20 protein-coding genes are annotated in these 19,145 nt (G+C 36.1%); 10 read left to right on the top strand and 10 right to left on the bottom strand.

The window, feature by feature from the left end:
• Positions 1 to 220 precede the first annotated feature (220 nt).
• The 5 genes from FLUTA_RS00295 to FLUTA_RS00275 all read right to left on the bottom strand — a co-directional run bounded on the left by FLUTA_RS00295 (position 221) and on the right by FLUTA_RS00275 (position 4,187).
• A complete protein-coding gene (locus FLUTA_RS00295) occupies positions 221 to 1,582 on the bottom strand; it encodes a TonB family protein (protein WP_013684845.1) in 1,362 nt (453 codons plus the stop codon).
• Positions 1,575 to 1,943, bottom strand: a complete 369-nt coding sequence (locus FLUTA_RS00290) for a BlaI/MecI/CopY family transcriptional regulator (RefSeq protein ID WP_013684844.1) — start codon at positions 1,941 to 1,943, stop codon at positions 1,575 to 1,577. The genes FLUTA_RS00295 and FLUTA_RS00290 overlap by 8 nt, the downstream gene beginning before the upstream one ends.
• 158 nt (positions 1,944 to 2,101) lie before the next feature.
• The gene (locus tag FLUTA_RS00285; RefSeq protein WP_013684843.1) at positions 2,102 to 2,644 is read right to left on the bottom strand and encodes a hypothetical protein; all 543 of its coding nucleotides are present in this window, start codon (positions 2,642 to 2,644) and stop codon (positions 2,102 to 2,104) included.
• Between the two features lie 156 nt (positions 2,645 to 2,800).
• Entirely contained in the window at positions 2,801 to 3,595 is a 795-nt protein-coding gene (locus tag FLUTA_RS00280; RefSeq protein WP_013684842.1) for a T9SS type A sorting domain-containing protein, read from the bottom strand.
• A gap of 121 nt (positions 3,596 to 3,716) precedes the next feature.
• Positions 3,717 to 4,187, bottom strand: coding sequence for a DUF4199 family protein (locus tag FLUTA_RS00275; RefSeq protein ID WP_013684841.1), 471 nt, complete (start codon positions 4,185 to 4,187; stop codon positions 3,717 to 3,719).
• A 156-nt stretch (positions 4,188 to 4,343) separates the two neighbouring features.
• On the opposite strand from FLUTA_RS00275, the gene FLUTA_RS00270 reads away from it, so the two are divergent.
• Positions 4,344 to 5,504 (top strand): tetratricopeptide repeat protein, encoded by a 1,161-nt coding sequence (locus FLUTA_RS00270; RefSeq protein WP_013684840.1) that lies wholly within the window; start codon positions 4,344 to 4,346, stop codon positions 5,502 to 5,504.
• On the opposite strand, the gene FLUTA_RS00265 is transcribed toward FLUTA_RS00270, so the two are convergent.
• The 3 genes from FLUTA_RS00265 to FLUTA_RS00255 all read right to left on the bottom strand — a co-directional run bounded on the left by FLUTA_RS00265 (position 5,501) and on the right by FLUTA_RS00255 (position 7,927).
• Positions 5,501 to 6,142 (bottom strand): DUF2306 domain-containing protein, encoded by a 642-nt coding sequence (locus tag FLUTA_RS00265; RefSeq protein WP_013684839.1) that lies wholly within the window; start codon positions 6,140 to 6,142, stop codon positions 5,501 to 5,503. The genes FLUTA_RS00270 and FLUTA_RS00265 overlap by 4 nt on opposite strands.
• A gap of 13 nt (positions 6,143 to 6,155) precedes the next feature.
• Positions 6,156 to 6,956: a hypothetical protein gene (locus FLUTA_RS00260; RefSeq protein ID WP_013684838.1), complete on the bottom strand. Its 801-nt coding sequence runs from the start codon at positions 6,954 to 6,956 to the stop codon at positions 6,156 to 6,158.
• 113 nt (positions 6,957 to 7,069) lie between these two features.
• Positions 7,070 to 7,927, bottom strand: coding sequence for a hypothetical protein (locus FLUTA_RS00255; RefSeq protein WP_013684837.1), 858 nt, complete (start codon positions 7,925 to 7,927; stop codon positions 7,070 to 7,072).
• A gap of 174 nt (positions 7,928 to 8,101) precedes the next feature.
• On the opposite strand from FLUTA_RS00255, the gene FLUTA_RS00250 reads away from it, so the two are divergent.
• The 4 genes from FLUTA_RS00250 to FLUTA_RS00235 are packed head-to-tail and all read left to right on the top strand — an operon-like array spanning position 8,102 to position 11,141.
• Complete coding sequence (locus FLUTA_RS00250) at positions 8,102 to 8,764, top strand: DUF4290 domain-containing protein (protein WP_013684836.1); 663 nt, start codon at positions 8,102 to 8,104, stop codon at positions 8,762 to 8,764.
• Between the two features lie 2 nt (positions 8,765 to 8,766).
• Entirely contained in the window at positions 8,767 to 10,074 is a 1,308-nt protein-coding gene (gene murA, locus FLUTA_RS00245; protein WP_013684835.1) for a UDP-N-acetylglucosamine 1-carboxyvinyltransferase, read from the top strand.
• Positions 10,075 to 10,082: 8 nt separating this feature from the next.
• On the top strand, positions 10,083 to 10,598 hold the full coding sequence (locus tag FLUTA_RS00240) for a TlpA family protein disulfide reductase (protein WP_013684834.1): 516 nt from the start codon (positions 10,083 to 10,085) through the stop codon (positions 10,596 to 10,598).
• Positions 10,599 to 10,652: 54 nt separating this feature from the next.
• Positions 10,653 to 11,141, top strand: a complete 489-nt coding sequence (locus FLUTA_RS00235) for a methionine-R-sulfoxide reductase (RefSeq protein WP_013684833.1) — start codon at positions 10,653 to 10,655, stop codon at positions 11,139 to 11,141.
• A 185-nt stretch (positions 11,142 to 11,326) separates the two neighbouring features.
• On the opposite strand, the gene FLUTA_RS00230 is transcribed toward FLUTA_RS00235, so the two are convergent.
• On the bottom strand, positions 11,327 to 12,217 hold the full coding sequence (locus FLUTA_RS00230) for a LysM peptidoglycan-binding domain-containing protein (RefSeq protein ID WP_013684832.1): 891 nt from the start codon (positions 12,215 to 12,217) through the stop codon (positions 11,327 to 11,329).
• Positions 12,218 to 12,417: 200 nt separating this feature from the next.
• On the opposite strand from FLUTA_RS00230, the gene prmC reads away from it, so the two are divergent.
• From prmC to ligA, 4 genes are all read left to right on the top strand, one after another.
• A complete protein-coding gene (gene prmC / locus FLUTA_RS00225) occupies positions 12,418 to 13,272 on the top strand; it encodes a peptide chain release factor N(5)-glutamine methyltransferase (protein ID WP_013684831.1) in 855 nt (284 codons plus the stop codon).
• Between the two features lie 45 nt (positions 13,273 to 13,317).
• The gene (locus FLUTA_RS00220; RefSeq protein ID WP_013684830.1) at positions 13,318 to 13,749 is read left to right on the top strand and encodes a (4Fe-4S)-binding protein; all 432 of its coding nucleotides are present in this window, start codon (positions 13,318 to 13,320) and stop codon (positions 13,747 to 13,749) included.
• A gap of 129 nt (positions 13,750 to 13,878) precedes the next feature.
• Positions 13,879 to 15,564: an RluA family pseudouridine synthase gene (locus FLUTA_RS00215; protein WP_013684829.1), complete on the top strand. Its 1,686-nt coding sequence runs from the start codon at positions 13,879 to 13,881 to the stop codon at positions 15,562 to 15,564.
• Positions 15,565 to 15,772: 208 nt separating this feature from the next.
• Entirely contained in the window at positions 15,773 to 17,785 is a 2,013-nt protein-coding gene (gene ligA, locus FLUTA_RS00210) for an NAD-dependent DNA ligase LigA (RefSeq protein WP_013684828.1), read from the top strand.
• On the opposite strand, the gene FLUTA_RS00205 is transcribed toward ligA, so the two are convergent.
• Positions 17,777 to 18,103 carry a hypothetical protein gene (locus FLUTA_RS00205; RefSeq protein ID WP_013684827.1) on the bottom strand — a complete coding sequence of 109 codons (327 nt, stop codon included), beginning with the start codon at positions 18,101 to 18,103 and terminating at the stop codon, positions 17,777 to 17,779. The genes ligA and FLUTA_RS00205 overlap by 9 nt on opposite strands.
• A 166-nt stretch (positions 18,104 to 18,269) precedes the next feature.
• Here FLUTA_RS00205 and dapA point away from each other — a divergent pair, with 166 nt between their 5' ends.
• Complete coding sequence (dapA, locus tag FLUTA_RS00200) at positions 18,270 to 19,145, top strand: 4-hydroxy-tetrahydrodipicolinate synthase (RefSeq protein ID WP_013684826.1); 876 nt, start codon at positions 18,270 to 18,272, stop codon at positions 19,143 to 19,145.

The following is a 19,145-nucleotide window of genomic DNA, read 5'->3' as shown; positions in this document are numbered from 1 at the left end:
CATTGCGGATTTCAAGTGAGAGAATCCCAAAACAAACTTATTCGAAAGAAATCTGAAATCATTCCGGGTCTTCTACCTATTTTATCAGAACGAAAAAGCAATTAGATTTTAAAGATTTTTTATCTAAAAAATTTAGATGCGAACTGAAATCAATAATTAAGTCAAGAATCAAGAACGAATTTTAAGTCTTGACTCTTGACTCTAAAAGTCCGGATGTTTATTACAACATAAACGAAACTGGCAATACCATTTCAGCATCAACTTTTTCGCCGTCTGTTTGAGCTGGAATCCAATTTGGCATAGTAGAAATCACACGCAATGCTTCGTTATTTAATTCTTTACTGACACCTTTTTTCACGGTTGCTTTGGTTACTTTACCATCTTTTGTCACAACGAATGAAACATACACTTTCCCAGTTGTTTTTGCTTTTACAGCAGTTTCTGGATACTTGATGTTAGCAATCATGTATTTCGTCATTTCTTCCATCCCTCCAGGGTATTCAGCTGCTTTGTTTTCTTTTTGTAAAGTAGTTGAGTTTGGAGCTTCGGAAGTGCTGATTTCATCTGTTCCAATTGGTGGAATGAATTGAATCATTTTTTCTTGTGGAACTGAGGTGCTCTCTTTTGGAACATTAGTAGCTTTTGAAGCTTTTTCTGGAGCCGCAATTTGCTGAGATTTGCTTTTCACGTCTGAGAGTCTATTTTCTGTCCGTTTTTGCGGTCCCTGGTCACTTACTGTTGTGAAAGAGATTAGCGTTAATCCGCCTGCAAAGATTGGTAGGGCAAGTGCCGCTATCAATACTTTTTTTGAATTTTTTTTCATGATTTTGATACGTTTAATCAGCGTGAGCTTAGTCATAAACTGATTGGTGAATGAATATATTGAGGAACTAGTTCCGAGTGAATACGCCAGCAGGAATTCCATATAGCCGACGCGGTATTTGGTGTACATGATCCGGTCCACTTCAAATTCATGGATGTGAATCAATTCTTTTTTCATGAGCAAAAACACGGGGTTGAACCAAGAAAGACAATGTGCTGTTTCAAGGAGCAAACGATCTGCAGAATGCAGTTTTTGTGCATGAATCTTTTCGTGTTCAAAAATAATCTCACGATCGTATTCTGAAAGTCCTGCTGGAAGTTGAATGAAACGAAAGAAGGAGGAAGGTGCTTCGTTTGGTAATTCGATCAATGTAAAGCCTTCTTTCTTTGTTTTTTTTGCACGAAGAAACACTTGAAGTACTTTACAGATACTGAAAATTGTCCATGCGGAAAGCAAAAGAACCCCAATCCAATATCCAACTTCTAATAAAGTTGAATAGTCAAAATTTGAAGGCGCTATGTACTTTTTGGATGATATTTCTACTGTTTCCAGTTCAAATACGGGAATATGATAGCTCCAAGATGATTTTGAAACGGTTTCTTGTTTCATCCAAACTGCGAGAATGGATAGTAACGGAATTGAAAGCAACGAGAAACGTTGCCATCCGAAGGAAAGAAATCGCTGAGTGAGCTTAAAAACGCAGAACAACAAATTGATTACTACGTTTACTTCAAAAATGATCCACAGGTAATTAGTCATGACGTTCTTTTTTAATGATTTCCAGTAATTCGTTCACATCTTTTAAATCCAGGTTGTTTTCTTTTAGAAAGAAGGAAAGAAGTTTCGCATTCGAGTTCCCGAAATAATTCTCTTTCAACGACTGAAAACGCTGAGCAGAATAAGCTTCTTTGGTAATCATTGGAGAGTACTCGTTGGATTTCCCATATGTTTTGTATTCCACGAAACCTTTCTGCACCAACACCCGAATCACAGTCAATACCGTATTGTAAGCTGGTCGTGGTTCTTCCAGCTGTTCATGGATATCTTTTGCAAATCCTTTTCCGACCGACCAGATTGCCTGCATGATCTGTTCTTCTGCGCGTGTCAATTCCTTTTTCATATTGCAATAGTATAATTACTTTTTTAATTATACAACTATATTTATAAATATAAATATAAAAACAATTGAATTCCTTTTATTTCTGGACTTTGATGAGTGAAAAAAAAATATTTTTTATGAAAGCAATTTACATGAAACGACTCAAAAACAAGTTGACATTACCTTTTGCGACCATCAGGCCCAATTTTGTACCAAGCCAAGTCAATCGTTGTAAAGTTTAGTTTTACGATTACAGATAAAGCGTGGTTACTTATTGGAAGAGTTGTTTGATTTTTGGTGAATGTGTACTTGTAGTTTAAGCAGATAAAATTTAAAATGGAGATTCCACATGAAACTCCTCCGCATAGATTAAATGCTTCTCTGGATTCAATGAATAAACCTAAATGAGGTAGTAAGCCTATTTTCATTTCGCTTCTCCAATATCCGATATCGAATGAGATTCGTTGGCCAAAATGAGTTGAATAATTCCTGAAATAAGTTACTCCATTATAGCTTAAAGAATAAATGCAACCTGTTTTTTTAGTGAGATTTGGAACGGTTACCATGTTTACTCCTAAATTCAATTCGTTGGCTATTCGATATCCGTAAGATAACTCTCCACCGAAGTTTAGTGATCGAATTTTAGGCTCTTGAGCATTAGATATTCCGTTGAATGAAACGACAACTAAAATAGTTAAACTCAATTTGGTGTAAATCATCATTCAAATGGCATTTTATAGATTTCAAAGTATAAATCTACTTCGAACCCAGTTATTAAAGCCATCGAAATTGTAAAACAATGTAAAAGTCATACAAAAAAAGCCAAATGAATCTTGAATTCGTTCGGCTTTTTTGATTGATTAGGGGTTAACGAAATATTATTCGAGATGTATCCTTCTGCGGGTAAATCGTCCGCTTTTGTCTGTGATTTGAACGATGTATATGCCCGTTTCTACTTCCATTGGAAGCATCTGTTTTCCACTGAATGATTCTTGAAACACATTTATTCCTTGTGAATTGAATAAATGAACGACGAAGTTTGAATCTTCATTTCCAAGATCAATGTGAAGTTGATTGGCAGATGAATAAATGATTGCATCAAGATTTGATAAAGGAGGAACATTCAACATTTGAGTAGTGTCGACTTCAATTCGCACATAATTGAACCAAAGTAGAACAGAATCTCCACGCAATAAGTTCGCATAGAAATAGAGGGAATTGTGACCTTCCAAATTGGAGTAGGGAATGGTAATGCTTAACTGATCGGAGGCAAATTCATCATACAATGAATGATTAAGGCTATCTGCAAATAGTCCATCTGAAAATGCGGCATAATGGATTGTTCCAACACTATCTGGGAGATTCATTTCCAAATAAATACGAACCGAAGCATAGTTTTCCAAACCAGCAATTTGCTTATACATACCAGCACTTCCCGCGCCAAAACCAGATTGGTAGTAAAGTATTTTTAGTTTATTGGAATCATTCCACGCACCTGTTATACAGATGTTGTTATTTGTACCTGGAGCACTAGAGAAATAATGACGTTCTTCCCAGTCTTCGTCTAAGCTGTTACTTGTGCCTGCACCTCCTTCGTAAAGAGTTACCCATTGGGAATAACCTGAAAAATTGAAAGAAAAGATGAAAGCGATGATGTAGGTAATTCTAGTCATAAACAAAAAAAAATGTTGTTACAAGTCGTAACGAACAGTCTTCGATTATGGTTGGGAAACAGGCATAAAAAAACCGAGTGAATTTGATACATTCACTCGGTTTATTCTTGTTTTAGCTAGTTTATTCTTTCAGTGCTTCTACTGGAACACAGGTATTATCTGGTCTTCTCTCATTCCAATACATCACAACGATAAACGATACGGCTAATGCAGAACCCATTCCCTCAAAGAACAAAACTGCTGCTGCTTGATCAATCGTAACGTCATTGTTCCAAAATATTCCTCCATCAAAATGGGTTATAAAATCGGGCTGAATGAAATTGGCATAAATGACAAAACTCACCACAGATAATATGACCGTTATGGCATTGGCTAGAATCAAGGAGCCAAAAGCATAGAGATAATTGTCGTCTGGTTCAAGCTGACGATTTCTCTTAGCCAGTTTATTGGTGAAATAAAACACAATAAAGACATTTAATAATCGTAGATAACCTACATTTTCTAATGAGAATAATTTCACTAGTAGAAATAGTATTGCAATCCCAGCAAAACTATAGATCCCATATCTGATGGGTTGATATCGAGTGTTCATAACCTTACTATTTTGAATGAGTTAAGAAATTACACAAAAAGGAGCTGGTATCCAATTATTTAACATTTTAAAACAGTTTGTAGGATTCATCAATTTTCGAAGTTTTAGGGTTTCATCACTAAAGATTTTCTTACATTAGTACCTTAATTCAGTACCATGAAAACCTTCAGTTTGATCTTTCTATTCGGCGCAATTTTGTTTTCTTGCGGTAATCCAGCAACGAATAAATCAGTGGGAAACACGCTTTCTAATCCAATGGAACAAATTCGTTTAGGTAAAAGCGATTTATTCAATGGGGAGAAAGTACGCTTGTTTTTATATCAGAATCCTACTGAAAGTAAAGAATCGAACAAATTGTTTTTAGCTGCTTTGGACGAATTCAAGAACAAGAAGAATTTAATTTCAGCTAGTGAAGGTTTTATGGCTTCCATTGCAGCGTATCCAAATGCGAAGTCTTACTATGAATTGGGAAATGTCTACATGGAAACGAAAAATTACCAAAGAGCTTTGGATGCTTATTCCTTGGCTGAAAAGTTGGGATATGAACCTTTTGCTAAAGTGATGTTCAACGTTGCGTGCGCTTATTCGCAATTAGAAAACTTTCCCATGAGTGCAGATTATTTGCAATATGCTATTCAAGCGGGATATTCCAATATCGATAACATTGAAAAAGATACCGATTTAGCGAAATTAAGAGAAGAAGATCCTTCGTTATTCAAACGCAATTTGGATTTGGCTTTAGCAGGAATGTCTGACATTGAGAATTTACTTTGGTTGCAGTTTAAACGCAATTTTATACAAGCTACTTTTCCATTGAATATGAATTCGGATCAAGGGAAAATGGTTTTTGATGATAAGAATCGTATTTCGTATGATTTCGAACGATTTGTTGCTGAAATGCGTGATGAACGTTTCTCGCGAGAAGTCAGTAAAGGATTCTTTCATTTTGTGCAAGTTGCAGATAAAAAAGACTTTGTAGCATTGATTTATATCGTAAGGGATGAATTTAACGGAGACGATTCTCCACTGACCTATCGCTTGGTGACTTTCACAAAGACGGGAAAGATTATTGATAAAAAGGAAATTGCGGGACGAGAAGATTATTCGGAACTGTTGAAGACGTGTGTATTTCAAAAAGATCTTTCGTTTACCATTACCAATTACGAAACGACGTTCCAAAAAGACCCAAACGAAGAGGGGTATTATGACAATCCGATTGTTTCTAAAAAGAAAATCGATACAGAGAAATACCGAATTGATACATCTGGAAAGATTGTTTTCATCGAAGGAAAGCCGCTTGCAGAAACTCCAGCTTAATGATTTGAAAGGATACAGTTTACCAATCCGCGTTTAATCAAGATCTCTGCTACAAGTAGATTTGGAATCCAGCTTGCCCAAGAAAGTAAAATGTATAAGTCAACGGGGTTTAGAGTCAACTGAAAGACATTGAAGAGATAAGAATAAAGACGCAATGAAACTGCTGATAAAGTGAGTGCATAACTGCGAACCATCCATTTTCCATGTTTTTCGTATTCCTTTTTCCGAAGGTAATAATACCCCAAAAAGGTGCTTCCCAACCAAAGAATACTCAGAAGAACAAAACTAGTTTGTGCTGGATATCCTCCATTTGCATAAAAAGACATCACCAAAGCCGCAGGTCCTGAGATTAGAAGAGTTGTTACGAGGTAAACAAATCCAGAAATTCGATGAATTCGAGTGTATTTGTTTAAGATTGTTTTACTGAATTGAAACAACCCGCTTATAATGATTAAAATACTACTGAAAACATGAATATAAAAGCTATATCGCCAATGTTTGATGTGATAAATCAATTGTTTGGTTTTCAGAAAATCAACTCCACGGCTTATTTCCAGGTACGGAATCGACAATAACAGCAAAAGATAAGAAGCATACAAAATTCCGATGACGAAAAAGATCCATGCTGTTTTTTTCATTCAAGGGCTAGGATTAAAAGATGTCAGGATAAATAATGAGTTCATTCGGACCTTCAAAACTAGGTATATTGTCTTCGTCCTGCTTTAGTTTGAATTTCATACTGCGTTCCTTGAACAAAGCGTTTTTAGACCATTCGATCACCAGGGTCTTTTTGTCCGTAAACTTCCAGGATCCGTTGATGATTTCCAGCTGCTCATTTTCCTGTCCTTCCGGATAATAGGAGAAGCGTACAATGCCGTTTTCTTTGAATTCCACATTGCCGACACCCAGATTGGCATAAGAGAAAAACTCCATGAAACTGTTTTCACTGAATTCGCCACCCTCGTAAATGCTTTTTGAGTCATCATTTTTGGTAATTTGCTGCTTTTTTAGCTTGAATTTTTTAGATGAAATCTTCGGGTTGTTCGCTGTCCAGCTTGCATTTACACTGCCGTCTTTCTTCGAAATAGTCAGAACAAAAATTCCGTCATATTGATTGTCTCCGGGCTCATTTAATGTCAGTTCGAAGGCTTCTTTTTTTTGAACAACAGATCCGCTGATATTCCGCTGCAATCCCTTGTGAATGTTATAACCGATTGCTTTTTTGTCATTCACATACGTCAGAACAATATTGATAAAACCATCACCAAAATCGCCTGTATACATTCCGCGTAGTGTATCAAAATTTGTTTCTGGAAACCATTCTTCCACTTTTAGTGAATCTGCAGCATTTTTTTCAACAGTTGAAGTTGTTTTAGTTTCTGTTTCGGAAGAACAAGAAACGGCTAATAACAAAGAGCTTATTCCAATAAATAGCGCGAAAGTTGTTTTCATAATGCAATTAATTAGGGCTAAAATAACCTTTAAAATGAAATGTTATAACTTAATAAAAACAAAAGTCGGAATTAATATTCCGACTTTTGTTAATTCATGAGTGAGCTATAATGTTACCCTTCAATATAAAAACTTAATGTAGCATAGGATGGCATAAAAGGATCTACAAGTGATGAGCCATATCCACTTGTGATTTTATCTTGATCGATATATCCTGAGGGCATTGCTGGGCCCACATAATTCACAGCTTTTCTATAATAAATTATATCTGCTCCTGACGTAAAGTTCGGGAAGCTAGCATATGATCCTACTGGCATTTTGAAACATCTCACATCCAAGTTGTTTTGGTAAGTCATTGTTTCACTAAAAAATTCTCCACTAGCATTTTTAAGAGTCCACTTACAATTGTTTGCTCTCAAATAGTATAAACATCCAGGATTCCAATACCTGTAAGTACTATAAATACTAACTATTGCAACTGTACCTCCAATATCGAATTGATGAACATTACTCAAGCTGTAGAAGAAAACTGTTGATTTAGTTTGAACTTTATCCTGAATTTTGAATTCATACCTTTTCCCTTTCTGGCGGTCAAAAGTGAAATCTGTCCAGTCAAAAAACATTCCTACAGAAGAAGAGGATTCTTCTTCTAAGATGGGATGTAAATCTTCTTTCTTAGAATCACTTGAAGTAATTTCTTCCAGGATAATTTTCATTTGCTCAAGTTTTGCAACATATTTATTTAAATAGGCTTCATCATTTGAAGTCACTTTCAGTGTTACAAAGCCATTTTTAGCTGATTCACCAGGGATTTTAATCGTTTTAGAAAATTTATCTTGACGAACCTCAGGATCATGATTTTCTGTTTGTATGATAGGTTTATTTGCTTTGATTTCTTCTTTTTTACATGAAGATAATAACATGGTTGGAATTGCCAAACAGACAATCCCCTTGATTAAGGATGTTTTCATTATTATTGATTTTATAATTAGGAAACAAGATTAGATTAAAAAGAGAAGTTGTAATAACCAAATAATGATTATTACAACCAAATGGTTTTTATTACAGATAAATCTGAAACTCCGTTTTTTCAGAAAAGGATATTTCGATTTAAAAGCTTATTTTTGATCTTTCGAAGAAAATTTATGGAATACAACACCACGAGACCGAAGTTATTACTTCCGGAGTATGGTAGAAACGTACAAGAAATGATTTCTCATGCTATGGAAATCGCAGATCGCGATGAACGAAACAAAGCATCTAGAGCAATTATTGAAGTAATGGGACAATTGAATCCGCACTTGCGTGATGTCGATGACTTTAGACATAAGTTATGGACGCATTTGTTTGTGATGTCTGACTTTAAGTTAGATGTAGATTCTCCTTATGAAATTCCGAAGCCTGAAACACTTTCAAGTAAGCCAGATCGTATGATTTATCCGAAAGGACGTATCAAGTTTGGACATTACGGAAAATATACACAAGAAATCCTAAGAGATTCTGTAAATATTAAAGCGGCAGATGAACGTGATTATTTGAAGATTACGATGGCTAACTTTATGAAAAAGCAATATGTTGCTTATAATAATGATGCTGTTGAAAATCATGTCATTGCAAATCAATTGAAAGATTTGTCTCAAGGAGAATTGATTTTGGATAATCCGGATGAATTGATGAATACAAACCTGATTTTAAAATCATTTGGCATTCAGCCTAATAAACGTCCGAAAAAGAACCAAAAGAATCAGAAAAACAACAATTTCAAAGGTAAAAATCAGAATCAAAACCAAAATCGTAATAAGAATTAAGTATGTCATCTTTTGAAATTTACGGAGGAAAGAAGTTAAAAGGCGAACTAACAGTTCAAGGTGCTAAAAATGAAGCTTTACAAGTTTTATGCGCGCCTCTATTGACAGCTGAGAAAGTAACAATCTCAAATATTCCAGATATCGTGGATGTAAATAAGTTGATTGACTTATTGCAAACGATGGGAGTGAAGATTGAAAAAGTAGAAAGAGGAACGTATGTCTTTCAAGCAAAAGAGATTGATTTAAGTTACTTAGAAACGGAAGATTTCAAAAAGAGAGCAGGTTCTTTGCGTGGTTCTATTATGATTGTTGGACCTTTGTTGGCTCGATTTGGAAAAGGATTTATTCCAAAACCAGGTGGAGATAAAATTGGTCGTAGAAGATTGGATACACACTTTGATGGATTTGCCTTATTGGGTGCTAAATTCAACTACGATGCCGGAGAGCATTTCTATTCCATCGAAGCAAAGAAACTGAAAGGAACTTACATTCATTTGGATGAAGCTTCCGTTACAGGAACTGCAAATATTATTATGGCAGCCGTTTTGGCCGAAGGAACAACTACTTTCTACAATGCAGCATGTGAACCATACATTCAGCAATTGTGTAAAATGTTGAATTCAATGGGGGCGAAAATCTCTGGAATTAGCTCCAACTTATTGACGATTGAAGGAGTGAAAGAATTGGGAGGTTGTTACCACCGAATTCTACCTGATATGATTGAAATTGGAAGTTTCATTGGTTTAGCTGCTATGACTCAGTCTGAAATTACAATCAAGGACGTAAGCTGGGAAAACTTAGGAGTGATTCCAAATACGTTCAAAAGACTCGGAATTAAATTAGAGCGAAGAGGTGATGATATTTTTGTTCCTGCTCAAGATTCATACGAAATAGATACATTTATTGATGGATCGATATTAACGATTTACGATGCTCCTTGGCCAGGATTTACACCAGATTTGTTGTCGATTATTTTAGTCGTTGCAACGCAGGCAAAAGGAAGCGTTTTGATTCACCAAAAAATGTTTGAATCGCGTTTATTCTTCACCGATAAACTAATCGATATGGGCGCTCAGATTATTTTGTGTGATCCACACAGAGCAACTGTTATCGGATTGGGAAGACAACATAAATTACGTGGAATTCAAATGACTTCACCCGATATTCGTGCCGGAGTTTCTTTATTGATTGCAGCACTTTCAGCTGAAGGAAAAAGCGTCATTCACAACATTGAACAAATCGATAGAGGTTATCAAGATATCGATATTCGTTTGCGAAATATAGGAGCCGATATCCGTAGAATAAACTAATTAGGATCATGAAAAATTCAATTATCATTCTTTCAACGTTACTTTTTGTAAGCATTGGATTAGTATCATTCAAAAGTTCTAAAGCTCCACTAGTCGGTTCTAAAGCTCCAGAAATTGCTTTAACGGGAGTTGATGGTAAAATTGTAAAACTTTCAGCGTTGAAAGGGAAGATGGTTTTGATCGATTTTTGGGCTTCTTGGTGCGGACCTTGTAGAAAAGAAAATCCAAATGTGGTAGAAGCTTACGGGAAATATAAGAAATTGAAATTCAAAAATGCCAAAGGATTTGAAGTGTTTTCGGTTTCTTTGGATCGCGATGAAGCTAAATGGAAAGAAGCTATCAAAGCAGATGGTTTAATCTGGAAAAACCATGTTTGGGACAAAGCAAACGAAGCTGGAAAAGCGTATAGTGTACAATTTATTCCGAGTGCTTTTTTAGTGGATGGCGAAGGTAAAATCGTTGCATCTGGCGAATCTTTGAGAGGTTTGGGATTACATGTTGAATTGGATAAATACAAAAAATAAGGTTCTTCAAATCCAAAGTTTCAGAATCAACGTAAATGGTTCAAAATAGAGATTATGAAAAACATATTGATTATTTGCAGTTTAATGTTTGCATTTGTGTCTTGTTCCCAAGAACCATCAAAAGCGGATAGCACTTCTAATAAGAAAGAAATCAAATACAATAAGTTAACTCCACAAGAACAGAGTGTAATCGTTGGTAAAAATACCGATCGTGCATTCACTGGAGATTATTATCAAAAAACGGATAAAGGGGTTTATGTCTGTAGACAATGCAACAATCCGCTTTATCGTTCCGATGACAAATTCGAATCTCATTGCGGCTGGCCAAGTTTTGATGATGAAATTAAAGGTTCAGTTGTCAAAGTGCCAGATGCAGATGGAATGAGAACTGAGATAATTTGTGCAAACTGCAAAGGACATCTCGGGCACGTTTTTACAGGAGAAGGTTTTACAGATAAAGATACGAGACATTGTGTCAATACGAGTTCTATTCAGTTTTATCCTTCCAAGGATCTTAGTAAGATTCCTAAGGTTATTAAGTAGAAGATATCCCCAAGGCGGATTGATTTGCTCGCCGTCATTGACGGAAAAGACTCAAATTGAAAGTATTTAGAAAGTCTTTTGCCTCGGCAAAGGACTTTTTTGTTTTGGTCAATATTAGGAGATATTGATTTATTAAAGAGAAAATCATTGAACCATTGAACAATTTATCCTTTTGAACCTATTTTCTACCTTGGAATCTTCAATGTTTGTCCAACGCGAATCAAATCAGAACGCAAACCATTCGCTTTTTTAATTTTCGCAGGGCTTGAGTGTTGCTTTTGAGCTATTTGTGACAATGTATCTCCTTGTTTGACAGTATATCGTTTATAGCTTTTAACAGGAGCCTTTGTTGGAGCGCTAACCAACACAAAAAGCATTTCAGCATCTTTTTGTGCTACTTCAGCAAGAGTTACTGAACTTCCAATTTGTGGATCGTAATATTTATAGAAATGCTGTTGAATATTGATGGCATGTGTCACAGTATCCAATTTTACTCCGTCCCAATTATAGCATTGTAGTACGTTATCATTAAACTCCAATTGTTTCACTGGAATCAATTCTGAATGCAATCGATGCATACGTGGACATTGTTTTTGAACTGCAGGTAATCCGCCTCCTGCCGAACCACGACTGTCGACATGCATATAACATCTTCCATCTAAACTAGGTCCAACTACTGCTGTCCAATGAACGGTTAAGGTTGTAGGGTCAATTTGAATGTATAATTTCTTTAAATCAGAAGGAAAACCTTTGCTGCGAATTTCGGCTAAACCAGCATTAATCTTGTCATTCAAAAATCCACCAAAACCATCCATTCTTCTGCGATTGAATGAATGCAAAGCATCATAAACATAAGGTTGTCCAAGTGCAGTGTATGAATCTGTAATAATCAAATCGTTCTCGGAAAGCTGAATGGTATCTGGATTGTATTTCCGAAACTCAGGAACGTGCAGTATTTTTTTTGGAGTAGCTACAATAGAATCAACTGATTCTGCTTCCAATTCGCTATCTAATTGTGCATACAGTGTTTGACTGCTAAGTAGAATTCCGAGAAAAATGATTTTAAGATATCTCACTTTTTTGTTGTTTATTTCTATGTAACGCGTCTAAATTTAACAAGTTACATTTAGAATTCAAAAAAAAATAGCCGAAAAGCCAAATTAACCCGATGAAAAGTGGTGAATAGATTTAAAAATTGCCAAATTGAAACCTGCAGTTTCAGCTGAAATACATAATTAGGCATTCGAAATTCGGAATTCGTAATTATCTTTGAACCATGCGGGATTTCAAAGAACTTACCAGAGTTTGGTGTGATAATTTAAAGGAGATTTATTCTGAAAGAGAAGCCCGTAATATTCTAATGCTTACTCTCGAAGATGTTTTCAACTTCAATAGGTCAACATTACTAGTTTCCAGTGAAATTAACATTTCAGAAACTGATTTGAAAGAATTGAGTCAAATTTCGTCACGTTTGAAAACTGGCGAGCCTTATCAATACATCGTTGGCTTCACTTATTTTGATGATCTAAAAATTAATGTCGCACCTGGAGTTCTTATTCCGCGACCAGAAACAGAAGAACTAACAGCTTGGATTCAAGATACGATGCAATTGAAGAACCCCATTATTGAAGATTGGTGCACTGGTTCCGGTTGTATAGCATTCGCGTTAAAAAATCGCATCCCCAATGCAATTGTTAGTGGATTTGATATTTCGGAAGAAGCTTTAGAGATTGCCCGGAAAAATGGAAATGGATTGAATTTAAACGTTCAATTTGAAAAACGAGATGCATTAAGTATTCTTGTTTCTGGCAATGAAAAAGTGGATCTCATTGTTTCCAATCCGCCTTATATTCCATGGATTGAAAAAATGGAAATGCATCAAAATGTAACAGCGTTCGAGCCCGACTTAGCGCTTTTTGTTCCAAACGAAGATCCTTTATTGTTTTACCGAAAACTAGCTGATTATGCATCTGCTTCACTAAATACAGATGGTTATTTATTTTTCGAGTTACATGAAAATTTTGCTACTCAAACTAAGGAAATGGTTGAAAAATTAGGTTTCCATCCAGTAGAAATCAGAGAAGATTTGCAAGGTAAAAGTCGCATGCTAAAAGCTCAATGGATTGGATAAGTAATTGAATCATTTTACTTAATTTAGATTAATCAAAGGAGAATCATGTCAGACAAAGAGGTTGTAAAAGAATATTCAAATGGAGAAGTAACTGTTGTTTGGAAGCCTGGAAGTTGTATACATTCAACGATTTGTTGGAAAAAAGCAACTGGACTTCCAACTGTTTTTCAGCCAAGTACAAAACCTTGGATTAAATTGGAAGGAGCGACTTCTCAAGAAATAAGGAATCAGGTAGATAAATGCCCAAGTGGCGCTTTGAGTTACCGATTAAATGAAGAGAAACCAGAAGTTCTTGTTTCCAATGTGGTTGAAACTTTACCAAATGGACCTTTACTAGTTTATGGCAATATAACGGTGAAACATTCAGGGCATGAAGAATCCAAAGTGAGCAAAGTGACAGCTTTTTGTAGATGTGGAGCCTCTTCGAACAAACCTTATTGCGATGGAACACATGTGAAAATTAATTTTTCTGATTAGTGACGTAATATTGCGGAATTACGTCATGATTTTTGATATAATTTAAAAGTCAAAACAGATTTCCTTAAACACTTTTAAACTTTCTGACGTTCTCAATTTTGAATTACCTTTGCATTCTATAAAAGAAGCATGTCTCCAAAAAATCCAAAGTTCATTTCCTTCAAGTCTGATGTTTCTAAACTTTCGAGACCAGAGAAATTTACTTTTCCATTTTATTATGAACCACATGAGTTAGCATTTCATGCAATGGATCAATTACAAGATTATTTGCTCACTCAAAAAGATTGGATTCACAATTTCGGATTGGATGACCAGTTGGACGGATTAATCATTGGAAAAATGTTTGGCGTTTTGGTAGTGGAAGATAAACAGGGTGATTTAGGTTTTTTAGCTGCGTTTTCAGGAAAGTTGGCAGAATCGAATGACCATGATTATTTTGTCCCACCTGTATTTGATTTACTCGATTCTCAAGGTTTTTTTCGGAAAGAAGAAGTCGTTATTAATGATATGACGATCACCATTTCGGAATTGGAGGAAAATGAAGCGTATTCAAAAGCTAAAATAGAATTGCAAAAAACGATTACAGACTATGGATTAGAACTTCAGAATTACAAGAAACAGATCAAAGAGTCCAAAGCTGAACGAAAACAGATTCGAGAGACATCAGCTCACTTAGAAGGAGCCGCATTGGAAGAGCTTCTGGAGGATTTGAGAAAGAAATCCATTCAAGAACAATATTTCCTAAAAGACTTTACACATTCAAACAAGCAAAAAATAGCCGTTTTAGAGGAGGTGGTTACTGCTTTTGAAACAGAATTGAACGAGCTGAAGGAAAAGCGCAAGTCAATGTCTAACACGCTTCAGAAAGAGATTTTCGATTCTTATTACTTCGTCAATTCAAAGAAAGAAAAACGAAGCTTACAAAGTATCTTTCAAAACACCATTGATCACAAACCACCAGCTGGAGCCGGAGAATGCGCTGCTCCAAAACTTTTACAGTTTGCTTTTGAAAATGAATTGAAACCAATTTGCTTGGGCGAATTTTGGTGGGGGGCTTCTCCAAAATCGGAGATTCGTTTGCACAAACAAGTTTATCCAGCATGCAGAGGAAAGTGTGAACCAATTTTGGGACACATGCTTGGTGAAACAGAGATGGATGAGAATCCAATGCTTTTAAATCCAGCAGAAAACAAGGACTTGGAAATCGTTTTTGAAGATGATTATATAGTCATTGTAAACAAACCCGCCGAATTTTTATCCGTTCCAGGAAAATCTATTTCAGATTCTGTTTACACACGAATGAAGGAGAAATATCCGCATGCTACAGGTCCGCTGATTGTACATCGTTTGGATATGTCAACTTCAGGACTTTTAGTGATTGCGAAAGATAAAATCGTCCACAAACATTTACAGAAACAGTTTATTAAGCGAAATGTTCAAAAACGCTATGTGGCATTGTTAGAAGGAATAATTTCAGAGCGATTGGGAACGATTGATCTACCTTTGCGAGTTGATTTAGATGATAGACCACGTCAATTGGTTTGCTACGAACATGGAAAACGTGCGGTAACCAAGTGGGAAGTTATTGAGCACAGAAACAATCAAACACTCATTTACTTTTACCCAATTACTGGAAGAACGCATCAATTGCGTGTTCATGCGGCACATACTTTAGGCTTGAACGCTCCAATTTTGGGTGATGATTTGTATGGGAATCGCGCAACACGGCTTCACTTGCATGCACAGTTTTTGCAGTTTACACATCCGATAACTAAAGAAGCAATCAAGATTAAAGTGGATGCGGAGTTTAGTTAAGTTTCACTCCGTAATCATTAATAATTTTACATCCGTGTTCTTTTGTATTCGTTAGTGGGAAATAAAAAAACGAATTCGTAACTCGTTCCACCACGACGGAAATCAAAAGCTTGCACTTCTCCTAAATCATTTTCGTACGAACGATTGTCATGATTTAATCTTCAAAAGCTTGCACTTTTTCTTATTTTTGACCATCGAAATTTTCCTTATGAATCTGTCTGAAGCACAACTTAAAATAGAACAATTAACGAAAGAGTTAACTCTTCACAATCACAACTATTATGTGGAAAGCAATCCAACGATTTCTGATTATGAATTCGATGTGCTTCTGAAAGAATTGCAGGATTTGGAAACTCAATTTCCAGAATTAGCTTCAGATTTAAGTCCTACAAAACGAGTTGGTGGTGATATCACTAAAAAATTCGCAACGGTGGTTCACAAATTCCCGATGCTTTCTTTATCAAATTCCTATTCGGAGGAGGAAATTATCGAATGGGAACAACGCTTGAAAAAACTAGCAACTGGACCGATTGAATACGTATGCGAATTGAAATACGATGGAGTTGCCATTGGAATTCGCTATGTGAATGGAAAGTTTGCACGGGCAGTAACACGTGGCGATGGAACAAAAGGAGAAGATATTTCGGCAAATGTGAAAACAATCCGAACGATTCCTCTGACGCTGAAAGGCGATTATCCAGATGATTTTGAAATTCGAGGTGAGATCTTTTTCCCAAAAGCAAATTTCGAAGCAATGAACCGACAACGCGAAGAATTAGGAGAACCCGTTTTTGCAAATCCGCGTAATTCTGCTTCTGGAACTTTGAAATCTCAAGATTCTAAAGTCGTTGCAGAAAGAGGTTTAGATTGTTTTTTATACGGAGTTTATGGGGATGATTTGTTGATGGAATCTCATTTGGAAAGCATTCAAAAAGCACAAGAATGGGGATTCAAAACTCCACAGGAGAAGAATAAATACATTTTAAATACTTTTTCCATTGAAGGAATCATGGAGTTCATTCATTACTGGGATAAGGAACGCTATAATTTGCCTTTTGAAATTGATGGAATCGTTATAAAAGTCAATAATTACGATCAACAAGCGGATTTAGGATTCACTGCGAAGTCTCCACGATGGGCAATTGCATACAAATTTAAAGCTGAGCGCGTATCGACAACCTTGAAAGAAGTCACATATCAAGTTGGTAGAACAGGTGCAATTACTCCAGTCGCAAATTTAATTCCAGTTCTTTTGGGAGGAACTGTTGTTAAGCGAGCATCTTTACATAATGCTGATCAAATTGAAAAACTGGATTTGTACTTGGAGGATTCTGTTTATGTCGAAAAGGGAGGTGAAATTATTCCAAAGATAGTTGGTGTCCAAACCGATTCTCGTCCAGTAAATGCAGAGAAGGTAATTTTCATTGAACGTTGTCCAGAATGTAATTCTGAATTGCAACGAAGAGAGGGTGAAGTACAACACTATTGTTTGAATGATTTGGTTTGTCCACCGCAAGTAAAAGGTCGGATGGAGCATTTTATTTCTCGAAAAGCTATGAATATTGATGGTTTGGGAGCGGAAACAATTGATTTGTTATACAAAGAAGGTTTAGCAGATAGTATCGCCGATTTATACGATCTGACCTTTGATCAGGTGGTGAACTTAGAGCGCATGGCTGATAAATCTGCGAATAATTTGATTATTGGAATTCGGAATTCGAAAGAGATTCCGTTCGAGCGGGTATTGTTCGCACTAGGAATTCGCTTTGTGGGTGAAACCGTCGCGAAGAAATTGGCTTATGCATTTAACAATATTGATGCTATTTCAAAAGCAACTTACGATGAGTTAATTGCTGTGGATGAGATTGGAGAGAAAATTGCCATTGCTGTCCAAAAATTCTTTCAAGACGAGCGCGCTATTCAAATTATCGAGCGATTAAAAATTGCTGGAGTTCAATTTGAAGTAGAAGAAGTCGCTCTTGACTCGAATTCATTGGAAGGAAAATCGTTCGTTGTTTCTGGCGTTTTCTCCAAATTCAGCAGAGACGAGATCAAAGACTTGATTGAAAAGAACGGAGGAAAGAATGTGGGATCTATTTCTGCAAAAACGACGTACGTTTTGGCTGGAGAAAATATGGGACCCGCGAAATTGGAAAAAGCGAGTTCTTTGGGAATTCCTATTATTTCAGAGGAAGATTTTATTCAAATGCTCTCAAGCTAGAAAATCAGCAATAAGTTTCAGCCAGTCCGTGGTTAGTTCTGTCTCAATACGAGTCATTGCTTCATCGTTGAAGTTTACGGATGATGCATTCCACGTTAAATTTCCTTCCGCGAAATCCCGAATTTGTTTGCCTTCCAATTGATCCATGGACTGAAAAGTGAGTTGCCATATTTGACCAGAGCTTTTGTCGATGTGGAGCCATTTGTAAACAAGACTCTTATCTTCCGATTGAATATCCGTTCGTTTAATCTCTGTAATCAGTTTGAATTCATCCTCAAAACAAAAAAGCACTTTGAATGGAAATTGATTTGTTACCATGGTACAAAGCTAGTGAATGCACCTGATTTTTGGTCGTAGGGACAGAAAAAATTCTACTGCAACTACAATCTGTTTTTTTAAATTCGGAATTCGTAATTAGGCATTCGGAATTAGCAATTGATTTCGTAATTTCGTGCAGACTTTTTACTGTTTAAAAATAATTACAATGAATCTATTTAAAGGAGCTGGAGTTGCATTGGTTACTCCTTTCAATGCAGATATGTCAATTGATTTTCCAGCATTGCGTAGATTGGTACAAGAGCAAATTTCTGGTGGTACCAATTACTTAGTTGTTCAAGGAACGACAGGTGAATCTCCAACATTAAATAGTGATGAAAAGAAGCAGGTTCTTGAAACAGTATTGGAAGAAAACAATGGAAAGTTGCCAATCGTTTATGGAGTTGGCGGAAATAATACCTTGGCTGTTGCGGATGCATTTAAGCACATTCCAAAAGGAGTTGATGGAATTCTATCGGTTGCGCCCTATTACAATAAACCAACTCAAGCTGGATATATTGCACATTACAAAGAGTTGGCATCTGCTACAGATTTGCCCATTATTTTGTACAATGTTCCAGGTAGAACAGGTTCAAACGTCTTGGCAGAGACGACTTTAGAATTGGCTGAAATCAAGAATATTGTAGCGATGAAAGAAGCTTCTGGGAACATGGAGCAAATTATGGAAATTATTCGTTGCAAACCAGAAGGATTCTTATTGCTTTCAGGTGATGACGCGATTACGTTACCAATCATTGCCGCTGGTGGAGACGGAGTAATTTCTGTTGTTGCCAATTCTTTCCCAGCTCATTTCAGTAAAATGGTTACAAGTGCCTTAAACGGAGATTTTGAAACAGCAAGAAAATACCATTACGATTTGTTACCGATTACCAAATTGCTTTTTGCAGAAGGAAATCCAGGTGGAGTGAAAATTGCTTTGGAAGAGTTGGGTTGGATGAAACCAACTATGCGACTTCCTTTGGTTCAAGTTTCAACTGAATTGAAAGCAAAAATTTGTTCGGAGACAAAAAAGTTGATGAAATAA

The sequence above is a fragment of the Fluviicola taffensis DSM 16823 genome (assembly GCF_000194605.1).
GTDB classification, from domain to species: domain Bacteria; phylum Bacteroidota; class Bacteroidia; order Flavobacteriales_D; family Crocinitomicaceae; genus Fluviicola; species Fluviicola taffensis.
The sequence above is the reverse complement of the archived record's forward strand: the minus strand, read 5'-3'. Positions and strand labels throughout refer to the sequence as shown.